At 40.6% G+C, this 25,730-nt stretch carries 27 protein-coding genes; 7 read left to right on the top strand and 20 right to left on the bottom strand.

Annotation, left to right across the window (positions count from 1 at the left end):
• Positions 1–5: 5 nt before the first annotated feature.
• Positions 6–3,365 carry a DNA polymerase III subunit alpha gene (gene dnaE, locus IEX12_RS00530; protein ID WP_188724546.1) on the bottom strand — a complete coding sequence of 1,120 codons (3,360 nt, stop codon included), beginning with the start codon at positions 3,363–3,365 and terminating at the stop codon, positions 6–8.
• 317 nt (positions 3,366–3,682) lie between these two features.
• Between dnaE and ytrH the strand changes: the two genes are divergently transcribed.
• The 3 genes from ytrH (at position 3,683) to IEX12_RS00515 (ending at position 5,020) form a co-directional block, all read left to right on the top strand.
• The gene (gene ytrH, locus IEX12_RS00525) at positions 3,683–4,012 is read left to right on the top strand and encodes a sporulation membrane protein YtrH (protein ID WP_088050852.1); all 330 of its coding nucleotides are present in this window, start codon (positions 3,683–3,685) and stop codon (positions 4,010–4,012) included.
• Entirely contained in the window at positions 4,012–4,515 is a 504-nt protein-coding gene (gene ytrI / locus IEX12_RS00520; protein ID WP_155554156.1) for a sporulation membrane protein YtrI, read from the top strand. Before ytrH ends, ytrI begins: the two co-directional genes overlap by 1 nt.
• A gap of 307 nt (positions 4,516–4,822) precedes the next feature.
• Positions 4,823–5,020 (top strand): YtzJ family protein, encoded by a 198-nt coding sequence (locus tag IEX12_RS00515; protein WP_088050854.1) that lies wholly within the window; start codon positions 4,823–4,825, stop codon positions 5,018–5,020.
• A 63-nt stretch (positions 5,021–5,083) separates the two neighbouring features.
• Here IEX12_RS00515 and IEX12_RS00510 read toward each other — a convergent pair whose 3' ends face one another.
• The gene (locus IEX12_RS00510) at positions 5,084–6,034 is read right to left on the bottom strand and encodes a DHH family phosphoesterase (RefSeq protein WP_088050855.1); all 951 of its coding nucleotides are present in this window, start codon (positions 6,032–6,034) and stop codon (positions 5,084–5,086) included.
• Between the two features lie 111 nt (positions 6,035–6,145).
• On the opposite strand from IEX12_RS00510, the gene IEX12_RS00505 reads away from it, so the two are divergent.
• Positions 6,146–6,445, top strand: a complete 300-nt coding sequence (locus IEX12_RS00505) for a YtpI family protein (RefSeq protein ID WP_088050856.1) — start codon at positions 6,146–6,148, stop codon at positions 6,443–6,445.
• Between the two features lie 43 nt (positions 6,446–6,488).
• Here IEX12_RS00505 and IEX12_RS00500 read toward each other — a convergent pair whose 3' ends face one another.
• The 9 genes from IEX12_RS00500 to IEX12_RS00460 form a co-directional block, all read right to left on the bottom strand.
• On the bottom strand, positions 6,489–7,796 hold the full coding sequence (locus IEX12_RS00500; RefSeq protein WP_088050857.1) for a DRTGG domain-containing protein: 1,308 nt from the start codon (positions 7,794–7,796) through the stop codon (positions 6,489–6,491).
• Positions 7,797–7,867: 71 nt separating this feature from the next.
• On the bottom strand, positions 7,868–8,095 hold the full coding sequence (locus IEX12_RS00495; protein ID WP_088050858.1) for a hypothetical protein: 228 nt from the start codon (positions 8,093–8,095) through the stop codon (positions 7,868–7,870).
• Positions 8,096–8,339: 244 nt separating this feature from the next.
• Positions 8,340–9,083 carry a prepilin peptidase gene (locus IEX12_RS00490; protein ID WP_155554157.1) on the bottom strand — a complete coding sequence of 248 codons (744 nt, stop codon included), beginning with the start codon at positions 9,081–9,083 and terminating at the stop codon, positions 8,340–8,342.
• Between the two features lie 236 nt (positions 9,084–9,319).
• Positions 9,320–10,000 (bottom strand): metal-dependent hydrolase, encoded by a 681-nt coding sequence (locus IEX12_RS00485; protein ID WP_155554158.1) that lies wholly within the window; start codon positions 9,998–10,000, stop codon positions 9,320–9,322.
• Between the two features lie 70 nt (positions 10,001–10,070).
• Positions 10,071–11,621, bottom strand: a complete 1,551-nt coding sequence (locus IEX12_RS00480; RefSeq protein ID WP_155554159.1) for a polyamine aminopropyltransferase — start codon at positions 11,619–11,621, stop codon at positions 10,071–10,073.
• A gap of 119 nt (positions 11,622–11,740) precedes the next feature.
• Positions 11,741–12,136 (bottom strand): DUF350 domain-containing protein, encoded by a 396-nt coding sequence (locus IEX12_RS00475; protein WP_155554160.1) that lies wholly within the window; start codon positions 12,134–12,136, stop codon positions 11,741–11,743.
• Positions 12,137–12,150: 14 nt separating this feature from the next.
• Positions 12,151–12,822 carry a DUF4247 domain-containing protein gene (locus tag IEX12_RS00470; protein WP_188724545.1) on the bottom strand — a complete coding sequence of 224 codons (672 nt, stop codon included), beginning with the start codon at positions 12,820–12,822 and terminating at the stop codon, positions 12,151–12,153.
• Positions 12,823–13,113: 291 nt separating this feature from the next.
• The gene (locus IEX12_RS00465; RefSeq protein WP_088050864.1) at positions 13,114–13,782 is read right to left on the bottom strand and encodes a PspA/IM30 family protein; all 669 of its coding nucleotides are present in this window, start codon (positions 13,780–13,782) and stop codon (positions 13,114–13,116) included.
• A gap of 13 nt (positions 13,783–13,795) precedes the next feature.
• Entirely contained in the window at positions 13,796–14,308 is a 513-nt protein-coding gene (locus IEX12_RS00460) for a DUF4178 domain-containing protein (RefSeq protein WP_188724544.1), read from the bottom strand.
• A 288-nt stretch (positions 14,309–14,596) separates the two neighbouring features.
• Between IEX12_RS00460 and IEX12_RS00455 the strand changes: the two genes are divergently transcribed.
• Positions 14,597–15,694, top strand: coding sequence for a M24 family metallopeptidase (locus IEX12_RS00455; protein ID WP_188724543.1), 1,098 nt, complete (start codon positions 14,597–14,599; stop codon positions 15,692–15,694).
• A gap of 522 nt (positions 15,695–16,216) precedes the next feature.
• Here IEX12_RS00455 and ald read toward each other — a convergent pair.
• The 3 genes from ald to IEX12_RS00440 all read right to left on the bottom strand — a co-directional run bounded on the left by ald (position 16,217) and on the right by IEX12_RS00440 (position 18,515).
• Positions 16,217–17,338 carry an alanine dehydrogenase gene (gene ald / locus IEX12_RS00450; RefSeq protein WP_088050868.1) on the bottom strand — a complete coding sequence of 374 codons (1,122 nt, stop codon included), beginning with the start codon at positions 17,336–17,338 and terminating at the stop codon, positions 16,217–16,219.
• 100 nt (positions 17,339–17,438) lie between these two features.
• Entirely contained in the window at positions 17,439–18,197 is a 759-nt protein-coding gene (locus IEX12_RS00445; RefSeq protein ID WP_088050869.1) for an SDR family oxidoreductase, read from the bottom strand.
• 165 nt (positions 18,198–18,362) lie between these two features.
• On the bottom strand, positions 18,363–18,515 hold the full coding sequence (locus IEX12_RS00440) for a hypothetical protein (protein WP_188724542.1): 153 nt from the start codon (positions 18,513–18,515) through the stop codon (positions 18,363–18,365).
• Between the two features lie 168 nt (positions 18,516–18,683).
• Between IEX12_RS00440 and IEX12_RS00435 the strand changes: the two genes are divergently transcribed.
• Positions 18,684–19,118 (top strand): universal stress protein, encoded by a 435-nt coding sequence (locus IEX12_RS00435; RefSeq protein WP_088050870.1) that lies wholly within the window; start codon positions 18,684–18,686, stop codon positions 19,116–19,118.
• A 393-nt stretch (positions 19,119–19,511) separates the two neighbouring features.
• Here the strand turns inward: IEX12_RS00435 and IEX12_RS00430 are convergent, their stop codons facing one another.
• The 6 genes from IEX12_RS00430 to IEX12_RS00405 form a co-directional block, all read right to left on the bottom strand.
• Entirely contained in the window at positions 19,512–20,015 is a 504-nt protein-coding gene (locus IEX12_RS00430; protein ID WP_088050871.1) for a MogA/MoaB family molybdenum cofactor biosynthesis protein, read from the bottom strand.
• A gap of 324 nt (positions 20,016–20,339) precedes the next feature.
• Positions 20,340–21,524 (bottom strand): acetate kinase, encoded by a 1,185-nt coding sequence (locus IEX12_RS00425; protein ID WP_188724541.1) that lies wholly within the window; start codon positions 21,522–21,524, stop codon positions 20,340–20,342.
• 15 nt (positions 21,525–21,539) lie between these two features.
• A complete protein-coding gene (locus tag IEX12_RS00420; RefSeq protein WP_088050873.1) occupies positions 21,540–22,523 on the bottom strand; it encodes a class I SAM-dependent methyltransferase in 984 nt (327 codons plus the stop codon).
• Between the two features lie 157 nt (positions 22,524–22,680).
• Positions 22,681–23,181, bottom strand: a complete 501-nt coding sequence (tpx, locus tag IEX12_RS00415) for a thiol peroxidase (protein ID WP_088050874.1) — start codon at positions 23,179–23,181, stop codon at positions 22,681–22,683.
• Between the two features lie 113 nt (positions 23,182–23,294).
• Positions 23,295–23,783 carry a GerW family sporulation protein gene (ytfJ, locus tag IEX12_RS00410; RefSeq protein WP_088050875.1) on the bottom strand — a complete coding sequence of 163 codons (489 nt, stop codon included), beginning with the start codon at positions 23,781–23,783 and terminating at the stop codon, positions 23,295–23,297.
• A 110-nt stretch (positions 23,784–23,893) separates the two neighbouring features.
• A complete protein-coding gene (locus IEX12_RS00405; RefSeq protein ID WP_188724540.1) occupies positions 23,894–24,496 on the bottom strand; it encodes a DUF2953 domain-containing protein in 603 nt (200 codons plus the stop codon).
• Between the two features lie 430 nt (positions 24,497–24,926).
• On the opposite strand from IEX12_RS00405, the gene IEX12_RS00400 reads away from it, so the two are divergent.
• On the top strand, positions 24,927–25,727 hold the full coding sequence (locus IEX12_RS00400) for an NAD kinase (protein ID WP_088050877.1): 801 nt from the start codon (positions 24,927–24,929) through the stop codon (positions 25,725–25,727).
• The last annotated feature ends 3 nt before the right edge of the window (positions 25,728–25,730 follow it).

Below are 25,730 nucleotides of genomic sequence, written 5' to 3'. Positions count from 1 at the left end.
GCAAGTTAATTTTGCTCTTCTAAGATTACATTCGTATTCCCGAAATAAGATTTTAAAACATTGATACATTCAGGTTCGGGATGGACATTATACGTGCTTGCCAACTGATATGTTTTCTTTGTCTCAACCGTATACATGATGATTGGCGTGCCGCCCGGAAATGTATGGGCAGTATCTTTAATCTTTTTTAATGCCTCGCCACTATTTTGCTCGCTTACCTTTATAAATAATCGTTCCGGCCGGTTTAGCTTTATTTTATCCTCGGCAAATGGCTGCACTTCTGACACAAGCAATTGGACCCGGTTGTTTCTTGATTCCATTTTCCCCTTGACAACAATGGGTTTTTCTTCTTCAAGCAGTGACCGAGCCTGGCGGAAAACGTCAGGAAAAACAACCGCCTCCAGATCATCCGTTTCATCCCCAATTGTGATAAATGCCATCGGGTCACCACGTTTGGTGCGGATTGTTTTGATCGACTGAACAATTACAGCACTTTTTACATTACGCTTCCCGATCATTTGTTTCGCATTAGTCATTGTCATATAATGATGGTGCTGGAGCGCTGTACGATAGGCGGTTAATGGATGGCTCGTAACATAAATCCCCAGCAACTCCTTTTCATCTGCCAATTTCCTCATGACAGTGAAATCTTCCATTTCTACATAGTTTGCTTCAAGTTCAATTTTGTCATGGAACAGCGAGGGCTGGTCACGAAATTCACGAAACAGCTCCCCTTGCTCCAATGCCTGATCGATTGATGCCAAAAGACTTGCCCGGTTGGCGTACGTGTCATCAAATGCCCCTGCCAGTATAAGCAGCTCCAGTGCTTGCCGATTAACAATACGTAGCGAGATACGCATGCAAAAATCAAATAGGTTTTTAAACATGCCTTGCTTCCTGACCCGCACAATTTCCTTGACAACTTGATTGCCAATCCCTTTGATCGATAGCAGTCCCATACGGATGTTGTTATTTTCTACAGAATATTTTCCAAAGCTTCGATTAATCGAAGGGGCTAATACGGTCAGTTGAAACGTTTTTGCCTCTTTCATATAGGCTAGTACTTTATCCTGCTGATTTGCAACCGAACTTAATATTTCTGCAAAAAAACTAACCGGATAGTGCGCTTTTAAATAGGCAAGCTGATATGCGATCATACTGTAGGCTACAGCATGGCTCCGGTTAAATCCGTAGTTAGAGAACTTAACGATCCAGGCAAAGATTTCTTCAGCAACTGATTGCTCATACCCGTTTGCCAAGCATCCTTTTAAGAATGCTTCCTTCTGTTCAGCCATGACCGAATCCAGCTTTTTACTGACTGCTCTCCGCAAAATATCTGCCTGACCTAGTGAGAACCCGGCTATCTTATGAGCAATTTGCATAATTTGTTCCTGGTAAACAAGGACGCCATACGTATTTTCCATAATCGATGCTAAATCCGGGTGTGGATAGACCACTCTCTCCTGCTTGTGCTTCCGGGCAATGTAGACAGGAATGTATTCCATTGGACCTGGACGGTACAGGGCATTAACTGCAACAATATCCTCAAACGATGTCGGTTTTAATCTTGTCAGAACTTCCTTCATACCCTGTGATTCCAACTGGAAAACACCATTTGTCATCCCTTTTTGCAATAACGAAAAAGTAGCAGCATCATTTTCCGGTAATTTATCCAGCTCAATCGTCTCTTTTGCTGTATAATGAATCGTTTGAACAATCCGCTCCAGAAGGGTCAGGTTACGTAAACCTAAAAAGTCGATTTTTAATAACCCGATTGCCTCCAAATTGTTCATCGAATATTGGGTTAACCTTGTATCATTTGCGCCAACCGTTAATGGAACATGCTCCATTAGCGGCTTTTCACTAATAACAACCCCGGCTGCATGTGTTGAGATGTGCCGTGGCAGGCCTTCCAGTACGGCTGCAATCGCAAATAAAGCCTTAAGTTTATTCGATTGCTTAATATATTGCTTTAAATCGGCTGATTCCCGAACATAGTCCACAATAGATTTATGGGTATTGACAGGGATTTCCCGCAATATAAATTGGGCATCCTGCTGATCAATTCCGATCGTTTTAATTAATTCCCTTACAAGTGAACGGGCAGCAAACGTGCCAAACGTAATGATTTGTGCCACGTGTTCTGTACCATACTTATCGCGAACATAGTCAATTACCTCATCACGCCTGTGATCGGAAAAATCAACATCGATATCCGGCATGGTAACTCGTTCCGGGTTAAGAAACCGTTCAAACAACAAATTATATTTAAGCGGATCAACCTCCGTAATCCCTAAAACATAGGCAACCAGTGATCCGGCAGCAGATCCCCTTCCCGGTCCCACCATAATATGATTGTTCTTGGCAAAGGCAATAAAATCGGCGACAATCAAAAAGTAATCACTAAATTGCATGGATTTAATGACCTGTAGTTCATATGCCAGCCGACCGGCAATATCCTCTGTTATTTCCTTATATTTATGTTCCAGCTTATTCCAGCACTGTTTTTCTAAATACGTATGTGCATCCATTTGTTCTGGAACGGGGAATGAGGGGAGCATGCGCGCATGAAAATCAAAGGTAACTGTACATGCTTCGGTTATCTGTTCTGTCTCCTTTAAAACCTCCGGCCAGTCTTGAAAAACGACTTCCATTTCTGTCTCTGAACGTAAATGATGTTGCTTTATAGAGGGATCGGTTATTCGCTGTTCCCACTGCTTGCCAACTTTCATCGCTTGTAAGCAGTCATAGGCGATAGCATCTTTTGCATCCAGATACCGTACATCATTTATCGCAACGACTGGTAACGGACCTTGGTTCTGAAAAGCTTTAAGCGATGCATTTATTTCTTTTTCTTCCCTCCCACCGTGATCTGCAACGCCCAGGTAAAAATCATTAGCAGCAAAACAGTTTTTCCATGTATCTATATATGCGCTTATTTCTTCATGTGATTCAGACCGAATTAATGATTTCAGTTTTGCATTTGTAGCTGGAAAAATACCAATTATTCCCGTTGTAAACTTTTGCAGGTTCTCTTTTTCAATTGCATTAAACTGATTTGTTTGAATATAAGATGATAGCTTAACAAGCTGCTGATAGCCTTGATTATTTTTAGCTAGTAAAATACACGTATCTTCCCGTTGCTCATCGCTTTTGACATAGACCGTCATTCCAATTATCGGCTTTATCCCTTCTTGCCTGCATTTCTTGTAGAAGGGGATTACACCCGATAACACCTGCTCATCTGTTAGCGCAAGCGCCTGAAAGTCCAGCTCTTTTGCTTTATTTACTAATTTATCTACGGTTATCGTACTATTCATCAAACTATATCCGCTCAGCACCTGTAAATGTGTAAAAGCTGCCATAGGATCCCGCCTTTTCTTTCTCCATATTTTATTATAACTGACAGAAAGTAAAACTTCATTTATTGGGGTTTTCTCCCCCCGAATGAATGTTAGTGTGGCCCCCTTGACGCCGATCAAAAAAAGGCGTGGCGTTATTAGTCTTTGATCCTTTAATCGGGCTGTTACCCCCCACCTAAAATCTATATAAACCGCTCTACTTTTGGGGTGGGGTTTTACCGGACGTTAATACGGGATAAACACAACTACCACGCAGGAAACATATCTTGTCCCAGTCAAACATATAATGTGAGAAGTATGCCATAAAGGAGAGCGTATTGATGGAAGAACGATTTATTGCTTCATTCATACATTGTTATTTCATTGCCTTTGGTGTCCTGATTGGCGGGGCGATTATCGGCAGTATTGGCTCATTTGCAACAGGTGAAGCCCCGTTTTCTGCAATGGGACAAATTGCGAAACGTTTACGTGTTTGGGCGATCGTTGCAGCGATTGGCGGTACGTTCGATGCAATTGCCAACTTTGAAAAAGGACTGGACGGACAGGCAATCGATGTATTCAAGCAAATTTTACTCATTTTATCTGCAATGGGCGGTGTCAAAACAGCAATTATTTTAATCAGCTGGTTTATTCAGGAGGATGTAACCTGATGCATATTCCTCCCTATCATAAAAAAGCAATCTGGCAGCGTTTTTTCGTGGGGGCACTAATTGGGGCTGTTATCGCCTACTGTGTTTTTGCCTATATGTATAACAGCATGTACGAACGGTTGCTGGAGAATAACCTGGAATTAAAGTCACAAGTAACGGATTTAAAAAATCAAAACGATGCACTGTTAAAGGATAAAAAAGACTTGGACGAAAAAAACAAAAAGGAATTAACTGTTGAATCAATTGAAGTAACTGTTACAAATGCTAAGAATTTAAAACTGGATCATCTGACAGCCCATCAAATGGAAGACATCATTAAGGCGGAAATAAACCAAATTATCGGGCAGGAGGTCCGTATTATTGATGAAAGTAGTGAGCTGTTAACTTCCACCATTGAAAATAAGGAATTTGCCATTAATGACTTCACTTATTCTTTTACGGTAACAAAAATAGCAATTACGCAAACGGTAAAAATAGAGGTTGAAGCAAAAACCTCCAGCTAAACATGGCTATTTTGTGAAATTTTCCAAAAATCTATAGTAGGAATTGCTGCTTTTTAATATAATATATATATAGAGTGTGTTCAAAAAGGAGGATGAAAAGGACCGAGAAGTTCGAGGCGGCGTAGTTTCGAGTAGCGGAATGTATGCAATTAGATACATGAGCAGCGGAGAAACAAGCCAACGAAGAAATTCGAAGTGTCATTTTCACCGGACTTTTTGAACATCCTCATATAGAAAAGTAGTCGATCAAAGGTTCACTTACAGTTGTTTCTTTCATATACTAATTCATTGGAAGGAGTGGGTTTGCATGCTTATCATGCCACAAAGCCGAATTAGAGACGAAAAAATCAATCAGCTAAAATCCGGTCAAACGGTATATGCCGAATCGAGTGAGCTTATACGCTTAATTAAACGCGATATTGCGAAATACCATTTACATGTACATTGTGATCAAACAAATACCGGATGCTGGTTCATGCCACTTCAGGAAAAGATTAGCAGCTAGCCAACCGTGCAAGTGTTGTATTTGAATGTGCTGTTTTCCTCTCCACCGGAAAACAGCACATTATTATTTTCCTTGATAATTCCTGCATGCCTCATCAAGATCTTGAATGACCTGTTCCGTATCCTCCCACTTTGCAACGGATGCGCCTGCCGCCATCGGGTGTCCGCCACCATCATACTTAGCCGCGATCGTATTCACAATAGGCCCTTTTGAACGAAGACGGACACGGATTAAATCGTCTTCTTCAATAAAAATAACCCATGCTTTAATTCCTGCAATATCACCTAATACACCAACTATTTGGCTTGTTTCTATCGGCTTCATATGATATTCATTTAATAATTCCTTTGATAATTTTATGGTGCTCATACCGGATGGTGTCAAGGTAAAGTTTTGCAGGATATAACCTTTTAACCTGGCAACATTATCATCAATACGATAGATTCCATCATACAGCGCTGTACGGTCGAAGTTATATGTTACAAGCTCTGCTGCATATTGAAACGTCTTTTTGGTTGCACTTGGAAATAGAAACCTCCCCGTATCCCCGACAATCCCTCCATAAAGAAGTCTTGCTGCTTCATCATTCAGCTGATAGCCTTTTTCTTTCGCATATAAATAAAAATCGTAAACAATTTCACTTGTTGAGCTTGCACCGGTATCCACCCACATAACATCACCATACGGGTCAACATTTGGATGATGGTCAATTTTAATCAGCAGCTCGCCTTTTTTATACCGTTCATTATCAATTCGCTCCGTATTCGCTGTATCACATACAATCACAAGTGCCCCATGGTATACACTGTCATCAATCGTATCCATTCGAGCTAAAAAACGTAAAGATGGATCCTCTTCGCCAACAACATATACATGCTTGTCAGGGTAAGTTTGTTTGATTAATTCACACAGTCCTACCTGTGACCCGTATGCATCAGGGTCTGGTCTTACATGCCGGTGAATGATAATCGTATTATGGTCATTTATGGCTTGGATTATTTTATCGAAAGTCATTGTTTATCTCCTATCTGTATAAATGGTTTCTTCTAGCTTAATTCATTTAAACGAGTTACAATAGATAATGTCTCATTATAACATATGAAATCTATACAGGAGAGAGAATTTATGGTTATTTTCCCGATTATTATTGTGCTCTCGTTTGTTTTATTTGTTTACTACTGGGTAGCCATTTCAAGAAGCAAAGACAAATTAACGCAACACTATTTTCACGCCAAGTCAAGAATATGTCTTGGTATATTTGTGCTTGTTTTTGGAATCAATCAGTATTTATACTATGAAACAAGACTTTCATTATTTATTGGAATTGTATTTGTCATACTTGGCGGTATGCAATTAATCCGTGGTATCAAAGAAACGAAACATTATCGAAATGAATGGAGACGTTTATATCCGAAAGAAAACTAGGCTGGCTACCTGGGAACAGCCAGCTTTTCTTGGTTAAAACCCATCAACGATCAATTAATTGCGCCATCAGCAGTCCTTTGCCAACTAATTTCTGCTCATTATACACTTCAACATCTATTTTTGCGTAAATCCTTCCCACATCCAGTAAAGTTGGTTTGATGATTAATTTGCTGTCAATCTGAACCGGTTTTAAAAAATATACTGTAATATTTTCAACGACCAGATCCCCTTTTTTAGCATGCAGAAGCAATCGGCTGCTTGCTTCGGTCATTAACGTGGTAAAAACACCATTAGATAACGTTCCCAGCTGATTTGTCATTTGCGGAGTCACATCAGCTTGGAAAATCGTATGATCACCCTCCACAGTGTTAATATTTGAAGAGACAATATCATCAATCGTTTCCCCGATTTGCGGCTGTCGCTGAATTTGCTGTAATGCCTTCAACACATCCTGCCTGGAAACGATTCCTTGCAGCTCATAAGATTGGTTAACAACTGGAACCAACTCGATTCCTTCCCAAACCATCATATGGGCAACAGAAGCTAAAGACGTTTTCGCCTGAACAACTGTTGGATTCTTTGTCATTACTTTTTCGATCAGCATCACACGTTTTTTTCCGATAATATCTCTGGACGTTACCATTCCGATCACCCGATTCTTTTCATCTACAACCGGAAACCTTGTATGGGTTGACATCTCATTAAGCTCATACCATCGTTCCAGTGGATCCTTCGCGTATAAAAAGAAAGAATGGTCAAGCGACGTAGAAATATCTTCAACAAAAACTATTTCCTTTTTAATTAGCTGATCATATATCGCTCTGTTAATCATTGCCGCAACGGTAAACGTATCATAGCTTGTTGACATGATTGGAATTTGTTTCTCATCGGCCAGACGTTTAATATGATCGGCTGTATCAAACCCCCCCGTAATCAGTACGGACGCACCTTCCTTTATCGCCAATTCATGTGCTTTCACCCGGTTCCCGACGATCAGGAGTGAATCGGCTTCCGTATAACGCATCATAGCATCGAGCTGCATGGCACCGATAAGAAATTTGTTCAACGTTTTGTGTAACCCCTCGCGCCCTCCCAGAACTTGTCCATCAACAATGTTAATAACCTCGGCAAATGTTAACCGTTCAAAGTTTTCTTTCTTCTTCCGTTCAATTCTTATCGTACCGACACGTTCAATTGTACTGACCAATCCTTGGCTTTCCGCTTCTTTTATTGCACGGTATGCCGTACCCTCACTTACATTTAAGTCCTTGGCAATTTGCCGTACGGAGATTTTTTTACCAATACCTAAAGACATAATGTGCTGTAATATTTGCTCATGCTTTGTTGCCAACTCACTCACCGACTTTCAACTGTACTAGTCTTTTATTATTGACTTTATTATACAGATGATTGCCGATTACCTCAATGATTAACCGTTTCCCGGCTTCTAACGCGTTCCTGTTCCATAACCGGTGGGCTGGTCATTCGTAAAAGTGTAGCAAGATTTGCACCAACTACAAGTAGAAGAAAGATCAGCCAGATGCCCCAGAAAACAATTTCCAATTGAGATGCTGCCTGGGGAATAAGCGGCCAAGCAAAATAAAGAAAAAAGCAAGCTAATAATAAACGTAATACAGTATAGTGCCGCATCTTATCACCTCCATTATTCAGCTTATGATGCGAAAAAAAATTCATGCTTAATGGAGTGGGAATCAGAAAACAAGATAACCATTCTTTGGATTTTAATAGAAGGCAGACGACAAGAATAGACGCTCAAATTCTATTAATTACAGAAGTCACTACTATTTTCACTCCCGTACACGCCCTGTTTAAAAGAGTACGTTATTTACGATCGCTCTCTGCCCATACTTCCCGAGCTATCGCGGTCAACCGCCTACAAAAGAAAATTGAAGTACCAGTTTAATAGGGAATCCCCATAAAAATAAGTAATAACAGCCGCTACGACAATAAATGGCCCGAATGGCACCAGCTGTTGCCGACTAATTCGTTTAAACAGGATAAGTGCCATACCAATAGTTGCCCCGGTTATACACGATAGGAAGAATGCCAGGATTACCTTATTTGTCCCTAAAATGACCCCCAGAACTCCAAACAACTTCATATCCCCTGCTCCCATGCCACCACGACTTGCGATGATAACAGTGGTAATCATAACCACCGCCACGATTGTACCGACTATTGGTGACCACCATGGATCAAGCGGCTGGATTATACGGATGATGATAAATATTGGCAGAAAGAATAGCAAAACTTTATCGGGGATCAGCAGATAAGTAATATCGGAAACTAAAATAATTACGAGCATGGAGATCAACAGAATTGCAACGATTAGTTCCAGATTGAAACCAATCAAGTCGTAACTAAAGGCAAACAAGCCCCCAGTTAATAATTCAGTTACAGGATAAATTAGTGATATTTCACCGTTACAATACCGGCATTTACCAGTTTGCAATATGTATGATAAAACTGGAATGAGCTCGTACCAGGATAATGTGTGGTTACATTGCGGGCAAACGGATCGGTCATTAGAAAAAGGTATTTTTTGTGGCAGACGCAGACCAACAACATTAAAGAATGAACCGAAGATGAGGCCAAGCAAGAAGAATAAAGTGGTCATTTTTTTACTCCTTGGGGAATATACAAACTACGCTAAACTTGTTTCGATATCGGGAAAGGTTAGTTGGTTATACTACTCCTAACTTTACAAGCGTTAAATTATAATCACACTTTGTCCTATTATAGTATAAAGATTAATAAAAATCTACTAGTTTTATCTGAATTTTCAACAGAAAAATAGGAGCATACCTTTAGCAGAATACAACCTCCAAATGAGGTGCATTCTGCTAAGGTTAATTACAATTCCATCTCTCCGCCAATCTCCATCACTATACCTTTTCCGGTTTTCACTTCACGAGCGAAAGCATACGGATCCTGTTCAATAACCGGAAATGTATTATAATGAATCGGAACGACTGTTTTTGCCTGGATCCAATCTGCTGCAACTAACGCATCTTCCGGTCCCATTGTAAAATTGTCACCGATTGGAACAAAGGCAACATCAATGTCATTTCTGTTGCCAATTAATTTCAGATCCGAAAATAACCCTGTATCTCCAACATGATAGATCGTTTTTCCTTCCACAGTCAGTAATATCCCCGCAGGCATACCAGTATAAATAATCGTTCCATCTTCCTCCGTATAAGATGATCCATGAAATGCCTGAGTGAACTTCACCTTACCAAAATCAAATTCATGTGCACCACCAATATGCATTGGATGTGTATTCAGCCCCTTGGAAGCTAAATAATTCGCCAGCTCATTCGGCGCAACAACTAACGCATCGTTCCGCTTGGCGATTTCCACCGTGTCACCAACATGGTCATTGTGCCCGTGGGTCAGCAAAATGACGTCCGCCTTAACTGTGTCAGCGTTCAAATCGCACTTCTCATTGCCTGAGATAAACGGATCAAACAAAATGGTATGATCCGCAGTCTCAACCTTTACAACTGCTTGTCCATGGAATGATAATTTCATCCTTCTCGCCCCTTTCAAAATTCTTCTACACTATTAGATTCGATAAAACTTACCTATATCCTCTACCCGTTTAGTAGTTTTTCCATGCATTTTCATATATTTGGATAAGATTTGGATCGATTAACGTATTTGGCTGTAATTCAACCATGTTCCCATCGGCATTTATAATTTCATTATCTTCATCCTTGCCAAAATCAGTCAAGCTTAACAGCATATCCGTTGTTAAAAACCGGGTTGAAACGGGGATCTCAATCTTATCCAAATGAATTTCCTTTCTGCTAGCCATCACGAAGCCCCAATTGCCAAAGCTTGGTACATCAACATGCAAGTTTTTGACATGTAAACCAGTTGATTCTACTGTCTTTGATATGGTCCAGTATACTTCGGTTGCAAATACCGGACTTGTGGATTGAATCATAGCTGTCCCGTCCGGTTTTAAATGGTTCCGTATAAGTGAATAGAATTCTTCCGTATATAGTTTATTTAAACTTTCATTATTCGGATCAGGCAGATCAACAATGATAACATCATACCATGCATCTGAACCCTCTAAAAATTGGAATGCATCCCGATTGATAACCTCCACTTTGTCATTTGATAATGATCCTTCATTCAGCTTCAGCAATTGCCGATTTGTTTTTGCCAGTTCAATTACCGCCGGATCAAGGTCAACCAGGGTAATTTTCCCTACATCCTTATATTTTAAAATTTCCTTGGCAGCAATTCCGTCCCCGCCACCCAAAATTAAAATATTTTCGTGCGATTTGGCAAAGCCCATTGCAGGGTGAATCAGCACTTCGTGGTAACGATACTCATCAGCTGAACTGAATTGCAAGGAGCCATCCAAATACAACCTTGTGTCTCCCTGATCATGGGTTAGAATAATTTTTTGATAGTTGCTTTCTTCCATATGAATGATCGGATCCTGGTAAAGCTTTTGCTCAAATGTAAATGCCATTTCTTCCCCGAAAAACAAACCGGCGATCAATAAAATACCAATTGCTCCCCCAACTATCGCATGCAGTAAAAAGGACCGGATTTCTTTCCTGAACAGCCATAAAACAATTAAGGCTACAATCAGATTTACACAACCGACTAAAAATGCTGATTTGACCATGCCAAATTGTGGACGTAAGAGAAATACGAATAATAATCCGCCGACAAGTCCGCCAGCATAGTCGGAAAATAGCACACGTGCAGTACTTTTATTTAATGTTACTCCAATCTCATTTGCCTTCCGGATAAGAATTGGCAATTCAACACCTGTCAAAGCACCAACTAAAAACGTAATCAAATACAAATAAAAGGCATCTGTTCCGTCTGGGGCAAAAGCTGTGATCCCAAACATAGTAAAGCTTGAGAAACCGCCAATGATCGCTACCCCAAACTCAATCCAAATAAAGGTAATAATTAAATTTTTCATTACCCGTTCACTTAAGCTTGCTCCAATTCCCATTCCGGTTAAGAACAACGAGATCGTTAATGTGTATTGTTTTACCCCGTCACCTAATATGTAAGAACCTAATGCCCCGAACAATACTTCAAAAATGATCCCGCAAATCGATACGATCCCCGACGACCAATAAATTAGCTTGCTTTTCCTGATGGCTTGTTCATTCATCTGTTCCACTCCACACTTTATAAATAACGATGCGGTCATGCACATGGCAGACCGCAATTTTATCTCTATATTTTATCTAGCATCTTGGTAATAATACCTCCACCTATGAAGTTTCATTATTATGTAATTGATGCCCCGATAACAAAGCCCAGTCCGATAGAAACACTCATGGAAATAATCCCGACCGCAACATTATTTTTCAGCAATTGCTCCTCAACCGAGAATTTCCTCGTAAACAAATCATACAACAAATAAGCAATCATTTGCAGGAGAATACCGTATGCACCCCAAATAAGTGTTTCATAAATCGCGGTGCTATGATAAATCGCGAATGCTAAAATGATACAAATACCAATGATTTTGCCGGCAATTGATAATGCTACTGCCTGATTTCCTTTAAGTACTTCATCCATATCTTTATATTTTCTCGTTAAGATTTCAAAAATCACTAAACCAATTAACACAATAACAACTGAGATTACAAAATAAATAAATGTCGCAATAAATGGTCCCATTCCACCAACTCCTTTTATTTTCCTGCTCCAGGTCCGCCGCCTCTAAATGTTTTATTTCCCCGTTTTGGTTTTCCGTCCGGATAATAGCCTTTCCCGGTATATCCTCCGTAACAGTCACCCGCTCGACACGTTTCTGCCCTTCTATTACTCCAATTATTACCAAACAAACTATCTAGTAGCCTAAATGTAAAATATGTACCTAAAAAGCTTGGTGAATAATTTCTCCGGACAAATTCATCCTCCGCAACTTCAATCAGTAAAACATTGTCATCCTCTTCACTTTCCTTTAAAGTAACAAAGTGATCCGGATAAATAAAAATCTGCTGATTATCCTTTACCTCACTAGCCTTTTCCGGCTCTATCGCGTCAGTAAGGACATTTGCAAGTTCCGATAATGCAAAACGTTTCGTTGCGTAAATTTCTGCATGCTGATTCCCTTCCCCGGAAACAACATCCATTAACGAAAAGTTTGCCTCAATCACATCATCTATTTGTTCACTTGTATTTCCTTTAATTTTAGATATAAGTTCTTGTTTATCCGGCTCTTCTGGAATATCATCAGTTGTTATCGTTACTTCTTCCTCCGACATGCCTCGGTTAGAAAACTCTTGGAAAGGGGATGAGCAAGAAGTGGCTATTAGCATAATCAATAATAATCCAACAAAAACACTCAACTTCTTTCGCAAACAGATTCCCCCTTCATCTCAAGAATGAGGGACAGGCCATTATTCAGATATCCCTGTCCCTGTTTGTTCTGTGTCTAGGAATTTTTAAAATTTTTATGCTGTGAATAACTGGGCGGCCGAATCGGCCACGTCCAGCTCCAGCGCCCAGTGGCTAATGGACTTCCTTCACCTCCGTACGATAAGTCAACATCGGTTCGCTTCCAGCTCACCGTGTTTCCTTTATCTCCTACGGCTCAGTCCAGTCCATACGCCGCTAACCGGGCGCTTACGCTTTTGTTCTATTACGTCAAATTACGCTTTACCCATTTTCTTTTTAAGCGTAGCTAATTCATCATCAACATTATTGTTTTCCAATTCTTCAAATTCGTCGTCCAATGTACGGCTGGCACGTGATAAGTCCTCACTTGTTTCAGCCTCTGCTTCAAACTGGAGTACCTTTTCTTCCATTCGCTCAAAGCCTTGTCTTGACTCATCACCGCCAATGGAAGACATGGTACGGTTCATTTTTGTCCGTGTTTTGGCTGATTCTGCCCGTGCTTGCAGGGAATCCTTTTTCAGTTTCATTTCCTGGTACTCTTTTTTCATCTCATCCAGCTTATTCCGGGAAATTTCCGCATCACTTTTCGCACGTTCCCAAGATTCTTTTAAAGTTTGCGCTTGGCTTTCATGTTCATTTTTATCCTGTAATGCACGGCGGGCGAGATCATCATTACCTGCTTCAATTGCTTGTTCCGCTTGCTTTTGGCGTTTTTCAACAAGTGCTTGTGCATCATCGGCTTTCCGCTTCAGCATTTTTTCATTGGCAATTTGTTTTGCTACTGCTGCCTCCACTTCACGGATATCTTCTGCCATATCCCGCATGAATTGGTCCAGCATTTTCACCGGGTCTTCTGCCTTGTCAAGTAACGCATTTAACTCTGAACTTACTACGGTTGATACACGTTTAAAAAATTTAAACATTTTTACTCCTCCTCTATTTTGATCCTGCTAAAATTTTTAATTCATATGCTTCGATTGGGTAACCATAGCTTGCTTCAATTTCTGTTCCCCAGGATTCAAGACTTAAAAAGTGTTTTTCATCCTCATCACTGTAATCTGCATAATCCGTTTCGATTCCTTGAAGATTGGCACTCCGACCTTCACCGGTAACCATTGCTGTGCCACGTTCTTCCAAGTAGTATCGCTTGTTTTCATACGTTAATTCATTTGGATATGGCTTCGTAACCGGCAGCTTGATCTTTTTGTAAATACCTAACTCCAATTCTTCATCCATTTCTGCAGATAACCATATTGTATCATGGCCTTCCACCAATTGATAACCAAACCATTCATAACCGCCGTCACGATACGTAATTTTGCCAACTACTTCATAATCCCTCAAATCAAAGGTCACAATATCGCCAACTTTAATGGTTAACGGTGTTCGTTCTTTTGGTGCCGTTTTAGCTTGTTGCGTTTTTGAAAACAGATTACCAAATAGCCCCATCATCTCACCTCTTATCTCTAAAGAATCCTGTTTGTTAGGTATTACGAACCAGGATTGCATAGGTTTCAATTTTTTTATCAAAATCCTAAACATTTATGAATCAAAATGAATTTTGGTATACTTACATTATAATGGAAGTTCAAAAAGTCCAGCAAATAAGAACATCCCTTTTGTTGACGATAGCAATCGTAATCTCCAACTGACACCGTTCACTCATCGTCTAACGAAGCTGTTCTTGTTATCCTCCTTTTGAACACTATTTATATATTACGTATTTGAGGTGAAATCATGACTAATCGAATCGAGACACTTTTAGCAAAAATGAAAGATCAGGATTTAGACGGGATGTTTGTCACATCTGCTGCCAATTTTTATTACCTAAGTAACTATTATACGGATCCTCACGAACGGGTCATTGGTGTTTATGTAAGCAGCTTTCATGACCCTTTGTTAATTGTGCCGGCAATGGAAAAACCGGACGCCAAACGGGCAGGATGGGAGTTTGAAATTTTAGGATACAACGATGATGAGAATCCATGGGAGCTATTGCGAAATTTCATTGACGATGCCGGAAACGCTCCACAATCAATCGGAATTGAATATGATCAGATTACCCTGGAGCGATTTCAAGAATTGCAACGGATCCTGCCGCAGACAAGTCTGGTTGATGCAAAGGAAATTCTGGCCGATTCACGTGTGATCAAGAGCAAAAAAGAATACACGTTATTGAAACAGGCAGCACAGCTTGCAGATTTTGGTATTGAAACAGGGATTAATGCTATCCAGGAAGGTGTTAGTGAATTAGCCATTATCGCCAAAATTGAATACGAACTGAAAAAGCAGGGCATTCAAGGGATGTCCTTCTCCACAATGGCGTTGTCCGGCGCACAAACCGCTTCCCCACATGGCAATCCTGGAATGAAAACGATCGAAAAAGGCGATCTGGTTTTGTTTGACCTTGGTGTTATTTTTGAAGGGTACTGTTCTGATATTACCAGAACCGTTGCATATAAATCGATCACGGATGAACAGAAAACCATCTACAATACGGTACTTCAGGCTGAACAAAAAGCAATCGAAGCATCTCGTATAGGAACACCCGTCGGAAAAATTGATTTAACTGCACGTGAACATATTGAACAAGCCGGTTATGGGGCATATTTTACCCATCGAATTGGACACGGATTAGGGATCGAAACCCATGAATACCCATCGATGCATAGTAAAAACGAGTTGGCTCTAAAAGAGGGTATGTGTTTCACAATTGAACCGGGAATTTATGTTCCAAATACTGGGGGCGTACGAATTGAGGATATGATCTTCATGACAGCTAAGGGACCGGAACAGTTAACCAAGTCACCTAAGGAACTGCAAATAATAGAGTAATTGAAAAGAGGTTGTATCCTGAGATGGATTCGCCTCTTTTTTATGTCGTGGCAGGTTTTGCTCAAGGGGTTCAGCGAATTTCTGGCTTGGTTCAGCACTTTCCAAGAATCTTCATCATTTTTCAGTCCCAGTTCATTAACTTCGGCCAAACTTCAGCACATTTCCCAAAACTTCAGCATTCCTCCAAAAACCCAAGAACAAAGGCGCAAGCGCCCGATTAGCGGCGTATATGCTGGACTGAGCCGTAGGAGATAAAGGAAACACGACGACCAAAGGGAGTCGATGTTGACTTATCGTACGAAGGTGAAGGAAGCATACTAGCCGCTGGGCGCTGGAGCTGGACGTGGCCGATTCGGCCGCACAGTTATTCACAGCATAAAAATTTTATAATTTCCTAGACATATTAAAAAACAGCAAATTTTCCACAATGCAAAATTTGCTGCAACAGTTATCATCTCAAGCCAAGCTTATTTTTCTGTACACATAATTCCCTCATGCTGGAATTACATTTCGTAATATTCGTTATTCCTTTTCCAATAATGCATCGACAGAATCATAATGCAGGCCATGCGATTCTGCAACCGCCTGATATGTCACGTACCCGTCTAACGTATTAATTCCTTTGCGCAATGCCTGATTACCCAGACACGCCTGCCTGTAGCCTTTATTAGCTAACTGTAATGCATAAGGAACAGTGACATTTGTCAGGCCAATTGTTGATGTGCGCGGAACAGCTCCAGGCATATTTGCTACCGCATAATGTAGAACACCATGCTTCGTATATGTTGGGTTATCGTGCGTTGTTACATGGTCACTTGTTTCGAAAATCCCGCCCTGATCAATGGCAACGTCAACGATAACGGATCCGTTTGGCATCGCCTGTACCATATCTTCTGTCACTAACTTTGGTGCTTTTGCGCCAGGAATCAAGACAGCCCCAATAACGAGATCCGATTCGGCAACCGCTTCACTAATATTCATCGGATTGGACATCACCGTATTAACGGACGAACCAAATAAATCATCAAGCTCCCGCAAACGCTCCGGATTCAAATCAATAATCGTAACATCCGCGCCAAGACCAATTGCTATTTTAGCTGCATTTGTTCCAACCGCACCACCACCGATCACCGTTACCTTTCCGCGCTTTACCCCGGGAATCCCTGCAAGTAAAATACCTTTGCCACCCTTGGATTTTTCCAAAAATTGCGCACCAATTTGCGCTGCCATTCGGCCGGCAACTTCACTCATCGGTGTTAGCAATGGTAGCGACCGGTTTGGCAATTGCACGGTCTCATAAGCGATTCCAACGATCTTTTTATCAATCATTGCTTTTGTCAACGCTGGTTCATTTGCTAAATGTAAATATGTAAACAAAATAAGTCCTTCATAAAAATATTCATATTCCTCAGGAAGCGGTTCTTTTACTTTCATGACCATTTCCTGTGCCCAAGCCTCTTTTGCTGTTGGCGTAATAATAGCACCTGCAGCCGCATATTGTTCATCGGTAAAGCTGGAGCCTGACCCTGCTCCCGTTTCCACATATACCTCATGGCCAGCATTTTTTAATGTGACAACGCCAGCTGGTGTCATGGCAACCCGGTTTTCATTGTTTTTAATTTCCTTTGGTACCCCTATTTTCATTGTAAAAGCCTCCCCTAAAAATAGTAATATTTCCTATCTGTTTTACAACTAACATGAAAGCACTTCCATTGTATCAAAGTCTTTCGGATATTGCATCATTTTAACGATACCGGTGGATGACATCAAGACCTCCTGTGATTTCAAAAACAGACCCGGTAATCATGTCAGAATCTTGATCACATAAAAATAAAATGGTCCTTGCAATATCTTCCCCTGTCCCGGATCTTCCAATTGGTGTCGTATCATCATATTTTTTACGACTTTCCATAATAGTTGATTCCTTCATTTCTCCGACAATATTGCCTGGACACACCATATTGGATGTGATATGATACTCCGCCTCTTCAAAGGCAACCGTTTTCGTCAATGAGACAAGCCCGCTTTTTGCCGCGGCAAAAGCAGAACGATACAACCAGCCTGATGCACTATTTGCACCCTGGAATCCATAATTGATAATTCGGCCAAATTTTTGCTCACGCATAAAGGGAATCGTTAATTTTAACAAATAAAAAATCGCGTCCAGGTTTCCATGAATCATTTCATGCCATTCAGCTTCCGTATAATCAACTAATTTTTTTCGTTCGAATATAAACGGACCGGCATTATTGATTAAGTAGTCGATCCCACCATGGTTTTCTCTTGCAGCTTCCACCAGGGTTTCAATATCACTTTTATTTGTGACATCGGCTTGAACAATATGTAATGCATCATGATAAGCTGCCAGTTCCTGCTTTACCTTCATTGCTTTATCATAATTACTGCGATATGTTGTGGTAACATGGTGTCCTGCCGAGAGAAATGCTTCCGTAACCATTCTTCCCAGTCCAGATGTTCCTGCCGTTATAAGAGCGTGCCCCAAATTAATTACCTCCTTTTGCTTAAAAGAAGTGAACCCTTATCATGAATGGAATTATAACATAATATAATAGCTAAAAGAAGCAAAGTGAAAAGACGAAACCAGCATATTGTTCCAATTTATATGTAACGAATCCACCCCCAGCTGCCCGGGATGGATTGATGAATACTATTTCTTTTGGTTATTGAACGTGTGGATGCTCCGATTGTTTGACAAGTTTTCCTTATCTTCAATGACACCGCTTTGATAGCTTTCCATTAACTGATTTTGTACTGTTGCAATCCCTTTTTTGTCTTCATGAAGTTTATTATGATCAGCCAAAAAATCACCTCCATGATTAGTATGTGCACAAAATAGCAACAAAAATTAAGATTTCTATTTCCAGTTTCAACAAAAGCGGTGTCGAACTTTATAATAAACATTTACTGGTGATTATCATTATTGAAAAAGGGGTATAGATTAGTAAGAAAAAAAAAGGGGAGATGCGAAATGGACTTTGCATACAAAAATATTGTTGTCGCTGTTGACGGATCAGAAGCTTCAGAGGTAGCATTTCAAAAGTCATTAAATATTGCAAAACGTAATAAGGCAAGACTTATTCTCACCCACATTGTTGATTCTCGTACATTTGCAACGGCCGAAGCATATGACCGTACCCTTGCAGAACGCGCAGAGGATTATGCAAAAGAACTACTGGATAATTACACGGATAAGGCAAAGGCAGCCGGTATTGAAAATTTAGTACGCTGTGTCGAATACGGTTCACCAAAAGTGAAAATTGCCAAGGATGTGGCAAGTGACTTTAAGGCAGATTTGATCATCTGCGGTGCAACCGGAATGAATGCTGTTGAACGATTTTTAATTGGCAGCGTATCCGAAAGCATTACCCGTTATGCTAATTGTGATGTATTAGTCGTCAGATAAAAAGCCTAAAACAGCCCGCATTTTCATTATGAACAAAGGCGCAAGCGTCCGTTTAGCGGCGTATGTGCTTGCGCCCGCGCAACGCGGGTGGTTCGGTGTTGCTGCGCAAAGCAGCGGTTTTAACCGAACATTCCTACGTAGGAGATAAAGGAAACATGCCCCTGCAAAAGGGGGGAGACGTGAGTTGGGCGCAAAGCCCGTTCTTAGTCGGCCTTCCTTCTTACCCGAGCCGATGTTGACTTATCGTACGGAGGCGGGTGTTGTCCACTAGCCGCTGGGCGCTGGAGCTGGACGTGGCCCACCTTGGTGCAAGCTGAATAGAGCTATAATTTTATACTTTCCTATCCCCTTAAATACACTAACAGCACCGCCTTCCATGTGAAGGCGGTGCTGTTATTCTTTATCTTTGTTAATTTCATGAACGACGTGTGATAGTTCAGGAAGAATTAATTTATTCATCGCCAGCTTTACTGCACCAGTTGATCCAGGCGTCGCAAAAATTGCTGTACGATTGATTACACCGGCAATAGCTCGAGAAAGAATGGCTGCCGAGCCTATGTCTTCCTGATAGCTTAACATCCGGAAAATTTCGCCGAAGCCAGTCATTTCTTTATCCAGCATGTCTTTTATCGTTTCAATTGTTACATCACGAAAGGATATACCTGTACCACCATTTGTCAAAATCACGTCCACATTTGGGTTTTCGGCTCCAGCTTTCACCTTGTTTTCAATAGCCGATGTTTCATCCGGAACAATTTCTGCCGATTGAACCTGATGTCCAGCCTGTTTAAGCAATTCAGTCATTAACCTTCCACTTTTATCCGTTTCCTTTGTTCTTGTGTCACTAATTGTAATAATCATGCAGTTTAACGATTTATACGCTATTTGATGTGGCATCGTCCTATCCCCTCTCCAATAAGAAAAGCGCAAGCGCCCGTTTAGCAACGTACAAACTGGAGCACTCCGCAATGAGATAAAGGAAACACGGTGAGCTGAGGCCTACAGGACGTAGGTCAGTTCGGTGTTGCGACAGGACGTCGCGGTTTTAACCGAACTTCCCCTTTTACCGATGTTGACTTATCGTAGTGAAGGAGTGTGAAGTTTGCTAGTTGCTGGGCGCTGGAGCTGGACATGGCCAACTCTGACGTAAGCAGAATAGAGCCTAAATTTATATACTTTCTTTACTTTTAAAAAGAAACTATCCATCAGCTGAGGAAAATATCAAGGCGTCAAGCGTACTGTATCGCGGGCAATCATGACTTCTTCGTTAGTTGGGATCACCAATACTTTTACCGGTGAGTGCGGATAATTGATAAATACCTCTTTACCATGAATATTATTTAGCGATGGATCCCAGTAAACACCCATAAATTCCAGCCCGGTTAACACCTTCTCCCGGATTGTCACACTATTTTCTCCTACACCTGCTGTGAAAATAATCGCATCTACACCAGACATTCTGGCAGCATACGACCCTAAATATTTATGAATTCGTGCTGCAAAGACCTCCAAAGCAAGCTCCGCCCGATCATTAACACCTGCCTGTTCTTCAATATCACGTAAATCACTCGAAAACCCTGATAATGCCAGCATACCACTTTGTTTATTTAACACGTTGATTACTTCATCAGCCGATTGTCCTGTTTTTTCCATGATATATGGAATTAAAGCAGGATCGATATTTCCGGAGCGAGTTCCCATTGTAACGCCTGCAAGTGGGGTAAATCCCATTGATGTATCAATCGACTTTCCTTTTTCTATTGCAGCGATACTTGCACCGTTTCCTAAATGACATGAAATGAGCCGTAATTGATCTAACGGAATTCCAAGTAATTCAGATGCCCGCTGTGACACATATTTATGAGAGGTGCCGTGAAATCCATATTTTCGAATACCGTATTTTTTATAGTACTCATACGGCAAACTATATAAATACGATTTTTCCGGCATAGTTTGGTGGAATGCTGTATCAAACACCGCAACCATTGGAACGTTTGGCAAAACTTCTTGAAACGCTCGAATTCCAGTCAAATTCGCCGGGTTATGAAGAGGAGCCAATTCTGATACTTCTTCAATCTCCTGGATAACTTCATCCGTTATTTTTACAGAATCAGTAAAACGTTCTCCACCATGCACAACCCGGTGACCAATTGCACTTATTTCATCCAGTGCGTTAATAACACCTGATGTTTTTAATCTTTCCAATAGCCATTTTACTGCTGCTTCATGATCCGGTATGTCCGCTATTACGCTATCTTTTTTCCCATTGATGGTAATGGTGAAGATCGGATCCGTTAACCCGATCCGCTCGAAAACACCCTTTGCCAGTACCTTCTCCTCCGGCATTTCAATCAATTGATATTTCAATGAAGAGCTTCCGGCATTTATCGCTAAAATATTACGCATCTAACTTCATCCCCCTTAGCTTAAATAGTTGGCAAACCAACCATTGATTTGATCTAGAATATCATCCATTGCTTTGGCATTTTTAAAAGATGGCAGCTTTACGAGCAATGGCTGTTTTGGTCCACTCGTATGGTCGCCTTTTTTTTGCAATACCAGGATGCTTTTCCCGTTTTTCTCAGACTTGAATGCACTTTCCGGCAAGCTTAAAACCCCAATAATGTGCGCATTTTTTTGTAAGAAGGCCTGCAGCTTGTCCGCCTGATCACTATCAAATAAAAAATCTGGAATGACAAAAATTACATATCCTGCTTCTTTCGTATAATGCATGCTTTGTTCGATAAATAGATGGTGGGCGTATGAATGACCTTCAGCCGCTTGCAATTCATAGTCACTTGCCCGAACATCATCCGGATAATACCCGACAGGTAAATCAGCGACAACCAAATCAACCGGGTCCAATAGAAACGGCCGTAAGCTGTCCTGATGAAAAAATTCAACATTTTGTTTTTGCAAATTGGCATTTAATAAAGCAAGTTTAATTAACGTGGAGTCAACTTCACTACCAAACACCTCTGTTTGCTGTTTCAATTGTTTAATTACTGTAGTCAACAGGTTTCCCGTCCCGCAGGCAGGATCAAATACCCTAAGCTTTTCTTTTTTCTTGTTCAGTTTCTCAGCCAGATACCCAACTAGTAACGCCACTGTGTCAGGCGTCATCAAGTGCTGTGGCTGTGTCGAGTCCTTCATTCCTTTTAAAATAGCAAACTGTACGGCCTTTTGAATGTCTTCAGTTGTATATTGATCAAGTTTGATATCCTTTAGTGCTTTCTGTATTTTTTGTCTTGCAATATCATCATCCATCTCGGAAGTTTCCTCATAAAAAAGCCATTCAAGGGCAATTGCTAAACTGTCCAAATAAGGTTCATCAGCATGCTGTTGAATAGTCTCTGTAGTATGATCAATCCACGTAAAAAGTATTTCAACGTTTGATTTTTCCATTTGCTGTTCCTCCGTTCCTTCCCGCTAGGCGTACTTATTGTAACAAAAGAAAGGGGCTCATGTACAAAGATTTAGAAGGAGAGATCTGTTTTAAGAGGTATTGGTTCAGTGCATAAAAAGTCCCTCTTACTCCGATAGCAAGAGAGACAATCTGTCATTACTTTGCAGTTTTAGCTGCTTCCAATGCTTTTTCATAATCGGGATGGTTTGTTACTTCATCTACATATTCGACATATGTAACCTTATTATTGGAATCCACCACAAAAACAGCCCGGGCGAGTAGCCGTAGTTCCTTAATCAGGACACCATATTTTTCAGCAAAATCGGCATTACGATGATCCGATAGAGTGTCAAGATTTTTAATACCATTAGCAGCACACCAACGTGTCTGAGCGAAAGGTAAATCCATACTGATCGTCAATACCTGTACACCCGGAATTTTTTCAGCTTCTTCATTGAAGCGCCTCGTCTCTTCCGAACATACTCCGGTATCAACGGATGGTACAGCTGCAATAAGCTTCACCTTGCCCTGATAATCGGTTAATGAAACTTCTTTCAGATCATTGGACAATACAGTAAAGTCGGGTGCACTATCCCCCACTTTTATTTCTGTACCAAGAAGTGTGACAGGATCTTGATGGAATGTAACATTTGCCATATGAATCATTCCCTTCTTATTTGCATTTATTCTCACTTCTTATTATGAATAAGTTGGCATGTAGTGTCCAATATCATGTACTTAAAAATAGGAACAACTTTGTGAACGGCACGTTAAATATCATAAATGGAGTGCTGCTTATCTTCTTCTTCCTTATCCTTATCCTTGTTTTGATTCTTTGGTTTCTTAGATCTTCCTGATTCCTTCAGCAGCTGCTGTATTTTCTCGACTACCTGCGGGGCAAAATCCAGCATCTTTTCTATTAAATGGGTATTCCCGTCCAGATGAACCATTTTGATACCTTTAGCGTTGACAATTAAAAATGCGACGGGTGTGATTGATACACCACCACCACTACCACCACCGAACGGCATCTCTTTCTGTCCGCCACCACTATCTCCTTGATCCGAGTCCGAGCCTTTCTTTTTCCCACTGAATTCACTGCCACCGGCCGCAAAACCAAATCCAACCTTTGAAACCGGTATAATCACACTTCCATCAGGCGATTCAACTGGATCACCAATAATCGTATTAACTTCAACCATATCTTTCAAATTTTCCATTGCCGTTGTCATTAAACCTTGAATTGGATGTTCACTCATTTCGGGATCCTCCTTTTTGAATAGTAAAGAAAATATAAAATTTGAGGCGTTATTATGCTTACAGCAAAGTAGGCCACGTCAGGCTCCAGCGCCTTTGTTCATATCCTCTTTTATATCAATACTTCTCTTTTACGAAACGACGACTTCCGTATCACTTTAATAAGTGCGTGTATAGCTTGTCCTATTCTGATCGATACCATACAATCAAATTTTGAATAAATGTATTTGCGCTGGAAATCTGGTTGAACATCAATATTTGGTAAACAATGTACATGACTGAGATGATCTACTAAACCGATCAGCGCCCCTTTTATTGTCCATAATCCCCCGGCTGCTAATCCCGTTGTGCTGGCCTCCCCAGTACCAAACCGGGAGTACCATTCAATTTTATGAATAGATAATTTATCTAAAAATATTCGCATAGCCATCATCGTATCACTAACAATGTCAAAAAAGCTTTGCATCACCTGATGAATTACTTCCAGTTTTTCCTTAAAGCTTTTATTAGCCAATTGATCTTTCCATACATCTGCAGTTCCCAGTTCGGACAGGTCAATTTTTCTTTTTAAAAAACGGATCCCGTACAACCGGACATAGACAATTGAAATCGGCTTATCATCGCTATACTCCAATGAAAATGATATATAGACACGCGAAAATAATAGCAGAATTCCGCTACCGAAAATGAATAGGAACAGAATAATCCAAAACAAAGTTCTCAACTCCTGATATAGGAAAAAAATTCATTCACTACTATTTTGTATCAGTTCAACAATTTTTAACCAAAAAATCGCATGTATGATAAAGTGAAACCTCATTCAGCGGTGGGTTCCTTCGCACAAGATGTACTAGAAAGGCGAAGGCATGCGGACGTGACGGTTCCAGCTTGCCCTTACTCTGCCACTGAATTAGCCTGAGGCCTGTGCAATGCGGTCACAAAGACGTCATCAGTGCACGTGGGTTTTTAGTCCTTGTTCCTAAAATCGGATATTTACGGGCTATTTATCTCCCCTTCACGTTTTTGGTTTACACTCGCTTAAAGATGGGGATATTATAGCCCTATAGCCCGTTAATGCGTGAAAAAATGGCACTAACGTGATAAACTTAATAAACAGCAGACTTGAAAATGGAGGCAATCAAAAAATGCCAAACCGTAAAAATATCTATTTTTATTACAGACGGGAAAATGACTTGGATAGTACATTAAAGCCGTTATTTGATTTAGCTCAAGGAAATGGTTTTTCCATTGTTACCGATCCAGAAGATGCAAGTATCATTATCAGTGTTGGCGGAGATGGCGCGTTTTTGCAGGCAGTTCGCAAAACGGGATTTCGTCAGGATTGTTTATACGCTGGAATAACAAGGTCAGATGAATCGGGATTGTACTGTGATTTCAATATGGATAATTTTGAAGCGATGCTTGATACAATGGTGAATGAAGAAATGGAGGTACGCAAATTCCCGGTTATAACGGTTCAGGTTAATGACGGAACATCTTTTTACTGTCTAAACGAGATTAGTATTCGTTCTACCATTATTAAAACAATCGTCATTGATGTTCGGATCGATGATATGTATTTTGAAACATTCCGTGGTGATGGGTTAATCGTGGCAACCCCGACCGGGTCAACTGGCTACAACAAATCAACCCGTGGTGCAGTAATTGATCCAAAGATACCTTGTTTCCAAGTTTCGGAACTTGCTTCACTTAACAATAATCGTTATCGCACGCTCGGTTCCTCATTTGTATTGAATAAAGACCGGAAACTGGGGCTTGATGTTATTCAGGATGGTAATGATCATCCAATTATTGGGTTGGACAATGAAGCATTCCCGATAAAGAACATTAAAAACATCACGGTTACCCTCAGTGATAAAGTAATAAAGACTGTCAAATTAAAAAATAACTCTTACTGGGATCGTGTGAAGAGAACATTCTTGTAAACA

Origin of the sequence: Lentibacillus populi (assembly GCA_014642895.1) — a bacterium.
GTDB classification, from domain to species: Bacteria; Bacillota; Bacilli; order Bacillales; family Amphibacillaceae; genus Lentibacillus_C; species Lentibacillus_C populi.
The sequence above is the reverse complement of the archived record's forward strand: the minus strand, read 5'-3'. Positions and strand labels throughout refer to the sequence as shown.